6 protein-coding genes are annotated in these 6,654 nt (G+C 71.8%); 1 reads left to right on the forward strand and 5 read right to left on the reverse strand.

What is annotated here, in order from left to right:
• The 3 genes from ACYVE9_RS12085 to ACYVE9_RS12095 all read right to left on the reverse strand — a co-directional run.
• On the reverse strand, window positions 1-1,448 hold a 1,448-nt coding region (locus ACYVE9_RS12085; RefSeq protein WP_461027799.1), incomplete at its 3' end, for a polyamine aminopropyltransferase.
• Window positions 1,449-1,657: 209 nt separating this feature from the next.
• Complete coding sequence (locus tag ACYVE9_RS12090; protein ID WP_461027800.1) at window positions 1,658-2,182, reverse strand: DUF2617 family protein; 525 nt, start codon at window positions 2,180-2,182, stop codon at window positions 1,658-1,660.
• A gap of 229 nt (window positions 2,183-2,411) precedes the next feature.
• The gene (locus ACYVE9_RS12095) at window positions 2,412-2,660 is read right to left on the reverse strand and encodes a hypothetical protein (protein WP_461027801.1); all 249 of its coding nucleotides are present in this window, start codon (window positions 2,658-2,660) and stop codon (window positions 2,412-2,414) included.
• Between the two features lie 222 nt (window positions 2,661-2,882).
• Here ACYVE9_RS12095 and ACYVE9_RS12100 point away from each other — a divergent pair, with 222 nt between their 5' ends.
• Window positions 2,883-4,058 (forward strand): pyridoxal phosphate-dependent aminotransferase, encoded by a 1,176-nt coding sequence (locus ACYVE9_RS12100; protein WP_461027802.1) that lies wholly within the window; start codon window positions 2,883-2,885, stop codon window positions 4,056-4,058.
• 20 nt (window positions 4,059-4,078) lie between these two features.
• Here the strand turns inward: ACYVE9_RS12100 and ACYVE9_RS12105 are convergent, their stop codons facing one another.
• Both ACYVE9_RS12105 and ACYVE9_RS12110 read right to left on the reverse strand, forming a co-directional pair.
• Window positions 4,079-5,833: an ankyrin repeat domain-containing protein gene (locus ACYVE9_RS12105; protein ID WP_461027803.1), complete on the reverse strand. Its 1,755-nt coding sequence runs from the start codon at window positions 5,831-5,833 to the stop codon at window positions 4,079-4,081.
• 175 nt (window positions 5,834-6,008) lie between these two features.
• Window positions 6,009-6,539, reverse strand: coding sequence for a YbjN domain-containing protein (locus ACYVE9_RS12110; RefSeq protein ID WP_461027804.1), 531 nt, complete (start codon window positions 6,537-6,539; stop codon window positions 6,009-6,011).
• Between the last annotated feature and the right edge of the window lie 115 nt (window positions 6,540-6,654).

Consider the following 6,654-nt stretch of genomic DNA (forward strand, 5'->3'; position numbering starts at 1 on the left):
CGCTCAACCGACCGCGGCCGGGCGCGGTCCGGGCCGCCCCCACCCGACAGCCGGCCGTCCACCGCGTAGGGGACCGGACGGAATCCGGCCGCGCGCAGGGAGGCGTCGACCGTCCAGAAGTCCCGGCCGTCGGCCGTCACCGAGCCGGCGTGCACCGCGAGCCGTCCGCCGTCGCGCAGTGACCGTGCGACCAGGCCGTAGAACTCCTGCGAGTAGAGCTTGGTGTGGTCGGTGATGCGGGGATCGGGCAGGCCGGAAACCACCACGTCGAACCGTTCCGCCGGTGGCACGTCGGAACGTTCCCGCAGCCAGCGGAACGCGTCCGCGGCGACCGGGGACACCCGCGGGTCGTCCAGCGCCCGCCGGTTGAGCGCGCTCAACCGGGGATCGTCCCGGGCCAACTCCAGCACGCCGGGGTCGATGTCGAGCACCGTCACCGACCGGACGCCCGGGTGCCGCAGCACCTCACGTGCCGCCAGCCCGTCACCCCCGCCGAGCACCAGCACCCGCTCATGGCGTCCGGAAGCCATCGCCGGGTGCACCAGCGCCTGGTGGTAGCGGGCCTCGTCCGCGCTGGACACCGCCAGCCGCCCGTCCAGGAAGAGTTCCAGCGCGGGCAGCCCCGGGTCGGACGTCTCGGTCAGCACCACCTCCTGCACGTCGGTGTGCACCGCGACCCGCACGTCACCGCCGTACACCGCACGGCGGGCCGCCTCCTCGAAACTGCCGGCGAAGACGGCTGCCGCGCCGAGCAGCAGCACGACGGTCGTGTTGGCGGCCAGCAGCGCCGCCCGGCTGCCGGGGGTGAGGTCGGAGCGGAACAGCCACAGCACGACCACACCGCCGGCGAACACGTTCACCACCGCCACCAGCAGCGCGCCGGTCAGCTGGCCGAAGAACGGCAGCAGCAGGAAGGGGAACGCCAGCCCGCCGGCGAGCGCCCCGACGTAGTCGGCGGCGAACAGGTCGGCGACCGCGCCGCCGGGATCCTGGGCGCGGATGCGCTGGATGAGCGTCATCAGCAGCGGCATCTCGGCGCCGATGAGCCCGCCGATGGCGAGGGAGAAGCCGACCAGCGCGATCCGGGACTCGCCGAACCAGGCGAAGCAGGCGTACAGCACCATCGCCGAGCTGCCGCCGACGAGGGCGAGCAGCGCCTCGATGAAGCCGAAGCCGACGGCGGCGTGGCAGCGCAGCCGCTTCGCGAGCAGCGAGCCGATGCCCATGGCGAAGACCATGACCGACAGCACGATGGACGCCTGGGTGACGGAGTCGCCGATCAGGTAGGCGGCGAGCGCCACCAGCTCCAGTTCGTACACCAGCCCGCAGGCGGCGCAGACGAATACCGAGGCGAGGACGAGCAAGCGGCCCAGGCCGGGACGCACCGGCAGATCCACGGACGACCCGTCCGGCCGTGCGACCGGGCCCGCCAGGGGCTGGTCGATCATGCGTGAACGCTACGTGACGCTAAACCTCGGTCATGTCACCCACAGGAGTGGACTGTTGGCATATGTGGGTAGGTGACGCGTACACCGGTCGGATTGTCGCGCCGCGGCCGACCCTCCCCGCCGGGTACTCCTCCGTGGCGTCGGGCGCGGGCCGTGGCCGGTTCAGGGTCGGGGCCGCGGTCGGGCCGGTAGGCGGGGCGGGGCGGGCGTCAGGCTGCCATCTGCTGGAGGGCGCGCACACCCACCCGGGTGCGGGTGGCGACCATGCGACCCTCCTGCGGGTACGAGTGCCAGGTGCGCCAGCACACCTGCTGCTGGACCCGTTGGACGAGCAGCGCGGTGAAGGCGTGCGGGCTGCCGGGAAAGGTGCCGGCCAGCCCGTTGGGATGGTCGGCGACCAGCGCCAGCAACTCCTGGGCGCGTCCGGCGAACGAACCGCGGGAGAGCGTCTCGACGCGAGCCGCGAACTCGTAGTCGTACGCGCCCAGTCGCTTGGACACCCCAAGCGGCAGCGGGCTGCTGCTGCCGGGCATGCAGGCGACCGTCTCGGAGCAACTGCCTTGCTCCTCCTCCAACAACACCTGGTGGGAGGCTCCCAGCAGGCGCAACTGGACGCGGGCACTGGACAGTTCCAGGTCGAGGGTGGCGAGTGAGGGCAGTGGCTCGCGGCCGAGCGCCCAGGCGAGGTCGCCGGCGCGGGTGTCGGTGTAGGCGGTTTTGAGAACGGTGAGCATGGGTCGGCTCCGCAAGCACGTGTGGAGGGTGGGCCGGCCACCCCTCGGGTTCGGCCTCGGGATTCGCAATCGCCGGCTCGTGCCCACGTGGGGTCCGGGATACGACCTCACCGAATCATGGTTCTCGCCAAGTCCACAGTGTTTTTGCCCATCTTGGCCGCGTTTCCATACCAGAGGGGGCGGTGGTGGTCAGGTGTTCAACCACCAGGTGCCGCAACCCTCCCGCGCGTCAGCACCCGCCCCCGCCGTCACCGCCACCCCCGTCGCCTCCGCCGAACCCTCCGGACCCGTCGTAGGACGGCCCGCAGCCGGCGGAACCACCGCCCCCGCTCCCCGAGTCGGCGGCGTAGTAGGGAGTCGCACCGGCGGCTGAGCGCCGGGTACGGGCGGCGGGCCGCCGCCCGCCTCTGGCGAGGCCGAGGACCAGGGCGAACGCAAGGACGAGGACGAACGTCAGAGCGATGAATACGATGACCATTTGCATGGCGTTTTCTCTTCCTGTCGCGACTTCTCCGCGCCCCCCGTGCAGGACGTGAGCGGGAGATTCCCCCTCCCCGCCCACGCCAAAGCCCAGTTGAGCAAGACCAGAGGTTCGCGCAGGATGTTCTGCGGCCTGCGCGTGTGCTGCACCTCTGCGTCCGCGTCCGACAGGATGGGCCTCGGACGACCGGCACCGGGTACGCGAGGAGATGGTGGGGACATGGGCGACAGGCCGCTGCTGAACCGCAGGCTGCACGGCTTCGGGACGACGATCTTCGCGGAGATGTCGGCACTGGCGGTGAAGACGGGAGCGATCAACCTCGGTCAGGGCTTCCCCGACACCGACGGTCCCGAAGCCGTCCGCGAAGCAGCGGTCCGGGCGCTGCGCGACGGTCGCGGCAACCAGTACCCGCCCGGGCCCGGCGTCCCCGAACTGCGCACGGCCGTCACCGAGCACCAGCAGCGCCACTACGGGCTGGACTTCGACCCCGACACCGAGGTCCTGGTCACCGCGGGAGCGACCGAGGCCCTCGCCGCCACGATGCTCGCGCTCCTGGAAACCGGTGACGAGGTCATCGCCTTCGAGCCGTACTACGACTCGTACGCGGCCGGCATCGCTCTCGCCGGCGGCCGCCGCGTCCCCCTGACCCTCCGTGCTCCCGACTTCCGCCCGGATCTCGACGCACTCCGGGACGCGGTGACCGACCGCACCCGACTGCTGCTCCTCAACTCACCGCACAACCCCACGGGCATGGTCCTGACCCCGGAGGAGCTGACCGCCATCGCCGAACTGGCGGTCGAGCGCGACCTGATCGTGGTGACGGACGAGGTGTACGAACACCTGGTCTTCGAGGGTGAGCACATCCCGCTCATCTCCCTGCCGGGCATGCGCGACCGCACGGTCTCGATCTCCTCCGGCGGGAAGACCTTCTCCTTCACCGGCTGGAAGGTCGGCTGGGTCACCGGGTCCGCGCCGCTGGTCGCCGCCGTCCGCACGGCGAAGCAGTACCTGACGTACGTCTCGGCGGGGCCGTTCCAGTACGCGATCGCGGAGGCCCTTCGCCTGCCGGACGGCTACTTCACCGGCTTCCGTGACGACCTGCGCGCCAAGCGCGACATTCTCGGCGACGGCCTGCGAGCGGCCGGGTTCGAGGTCTACCAGCCCCAGGGCACGTACTTCATCACCACCGACATCGCGGCTCTCGGCGAGAAGGACGGCCTGGCCTTCTGCCGCAGGCTGCCGGAGCGGTGCGGTGTCGTCGCCGTCCCCAACACCGTCTTCTACGACGACCCGGAGGTCGGCCGCGGCCAGGTCCGCTTCGCGTTCTGCAAGCGTGCGGACGTGCTGCGGGAAGCCGCCGCACGCCTTCGGCGAGGGTGCCCCCCGGCTGAGTGACCCCGAACGGAGGGAAGCCCTCAACGCTGTAGCCGCGAGGGCAGCGCCACCCAGCGGCGCGGGGCGCCGCGGTCTGCCGCTTCCCGGCCGTCGCGGGGCCGGACACCGGCGGCGGCGCACGCGTAGGCGAGGGTGTCGGCGTAGTGGGGGTACGTGTGGCGGCGTTGCCAGAAGCGGAAGTGCCAGTGGGCGGGCGGATCCGACTCGAACGGCCGGAGGCCGATCTCCTCGCGCTCCAGGATCTCGCCGTCGCGGGCCAGGGTGCCGAACGACCCGCCCTTGGGGTTGAAGTAGATCCCGTACGCGGCAGTGGCCGGTGACACCGCCCGCAGTACGGCGTCGTCACCGGGCATGAACCCGCCCTGGGTGATCACGCAGCCGCCCGGGTCACCGGGCACGCTCTTGACGCCCACGTAGCGGAGGGACTCGTCGTGGTCGAAGGGATCGAACGGAGCGTGCTCCTCGTCCGCCGTCGGGCAGCGGTCGGGGTCGGCGCCCAGCCGCCGGATCACCTCTTCCTCGCTCAGACCACGCACGAAGGCGATGCCGAGCCCTTCCGTCCACAGACGCTGCTCACCGAAGGCCGCGATGAGGGTGTCCGCCTCCCGGAAGGCGTCGGTCTCCGCCGCGGACAGCTCCACCGCCCCCGGCAGGTCCGCGACGAGCGGTGCGAGGGACGTGGTCAGCAGCAACCGGCCCGGCGACCAGGGCCCCGTCTGCGGCGTCCACACATCGGCTCCGGCGTCGATCAGCGCGCGGACGCTGCCCTCGTCCGCGTTGCAGGCGGCGTACCACAGCGGCGTGTGGTCCTCGTCGTCGCGCGCGTCAGCCTCCGCGTGATGTGCCAGGAGCACGGCCACCGCCTCCGCCGTTCCCTCCTCCGCGGCCATGTGCAACGGGGTTCTGCCTCCCCAGCCCACGCGTGCGTCGGCCGGTGCGCCGCCGTCGAGGCGGGCCCGGATCAGCGCCGCGTCGCCCCAGTCCCCGTACCCCACCCGCTGCCAGTCGGCGCGCGGCACGTAGCGCCGGCGTTCCTCCTCCTGGCGGCGCAGCGTCTCACGCTGGTGCGAGGACAGCGGCGGCGCGAGAAAGCCGGGCGGACCGCCACCCTCGATGTAGGTGAACCCGCTCGGCTGTGTGGAGGGGTCCGGCGGCTCAAGCCCGGGCCAGACCTCGACCGCTCGCGTCGACGCGGCGTGCAACGCCGCCACGTCGACCGGCGTGCGGGTCTCGGCAATGCCCTCGTCCGGCCACTCGACGACCAGCTGCGCCTCGCCAGCCGGTGGGAGTTCCGCGAGATAGAGGTCGACATCGGTCTTGAAGAGGGACCGGCGGGCATGGCCCAGGCCCGGATCCAGCGGGACGAGACCGGCCGCCTGCGTCGTCGCCGCCACGCGCGGCTGTCCCTGGTGGTCGGTGAACTCGATCCTCCGCTCGACCGTGCCGTCCAGCGAGGTCACTCGGCGGCCGTCGGAGAACAGCAGGCCGACCCGGAGACCGGACTGCCGTTTGTTCGCCGCGTCCTGCAGGCGGATCCTCCGGAAGACCGACAGGTGCAGGGTGGCGGAGCGCGGCCACAGCGACCAGCCGGTCAGCAGCACGCGGGTGCGGTGGCCGGCGCCGGCCACCTCCAGCTGCGACAGCAGCGCCGGTGCGAACCTTTCGGCGGGCGGCGCGTACCGCCCTTCGTCCTCACCCGGAGGCCCCAGCCGGACCAACTCGGCACGCTCGGCGGCTGGTTCCTCCGCAAGGACGAGGTCGTCGAAGAATCCCATGCGTGGATCGTGGCAGAGGGGTACGACACTGCCCGGCGCCGGACCTCCCACGGACCTCCCACGGCCCGGTCCGGCTGGTGAGCCCCGCGCAAGCCGGTGGCCCCGGGCGGCGGGTGCCGCCCGGGGCCACCGGGAAACGCGACGGGACCGCGCGACGCGGCCCCTGGAGCGGAGGTCAGTCCTCCTTCGGCTCCTCGGGGGTCTCGGCGTTCTTCTCCAGGCCGAGAGCGTCCACCAGCCACTTGTCGAACTCGATCGAGGCCCGCACCCAGCTGACCGTGCTGGACACGAAGTGCTCCAGCGCGACGCCGGTGCCGATCAGCATCTGCGCCTCTCCGATCAGGCGCACGGTGCCGTCGTCGTGCGTGTGGCTGTAGACCTTGGGCCACAGGGTGCGGCGGTTCCAGTCGTCGATCGACTCGAGGATCTTCACCTTGTCGTCGATCGAGTGCGGCCGGTCGTAGAACGTGCGGACCGAGAAGACCTGCTGCTCCGCTTCTCCGCGGAACATGAAGTACGTGCGGAACTCCTCCCACGGCGCGGCGAGGTCACCCTCGTCGTCGACGACGTACTTCAGCTCCATCTGGTCCAGAAGCTGCTTGACCAGGTCCTGGTCAGGGACGACCGGTCCGGCCGGGCCCCCGCTCGGCTGCGGCTCGGGCTGCTGGCCCCCGAAATTCGGAATCGAGGACGGGTCGATGCTCACGTGAAGTTCCCTTCGGACGGCTCCTGCCATCCTCCCTCACCCCTGCCCCGTCCTGGCAAGCCAGGGAGGTCCGGGTGCACCGGAGCGGCCTTGCCGATCCCGCCCCGGAGGGCCG

It is taken from the genome of Streptomyces sparsus (assembly GCF_054776295.1).

Coding starts and splice junctions, on each gene's coding strand:
- ACYVE9_RS12090 (WP_461027800.1), bottom strand. CDS start 2,182: ATGCTCACCGTTCTCAAAACCGCCTACACCGACACCCGCGCCGGCGAC.
- ACYVE9_RS12095 (WP_461027801.1), bottom strand. CDS start 2,660: ATGGTCATCGTATTCATCGCTCTGACGTTCGTCCTCGTCCTTGCGTTC.
- ACYVE9_RS12100 (WP_461027802.1), top strand. CDS start 2,883: ATGGGCGACAGGCCGCTGCTGAACCGCAGGCTGCACGGCTTCGGGACG.
- ACYVE9_RS12105 (WP_461027803.1), bottom strand. CDS start 5,833: ATGGGATTCTTCGACGACCTCGTCCTTGCGGAGGAACCAGCCGCCGAG.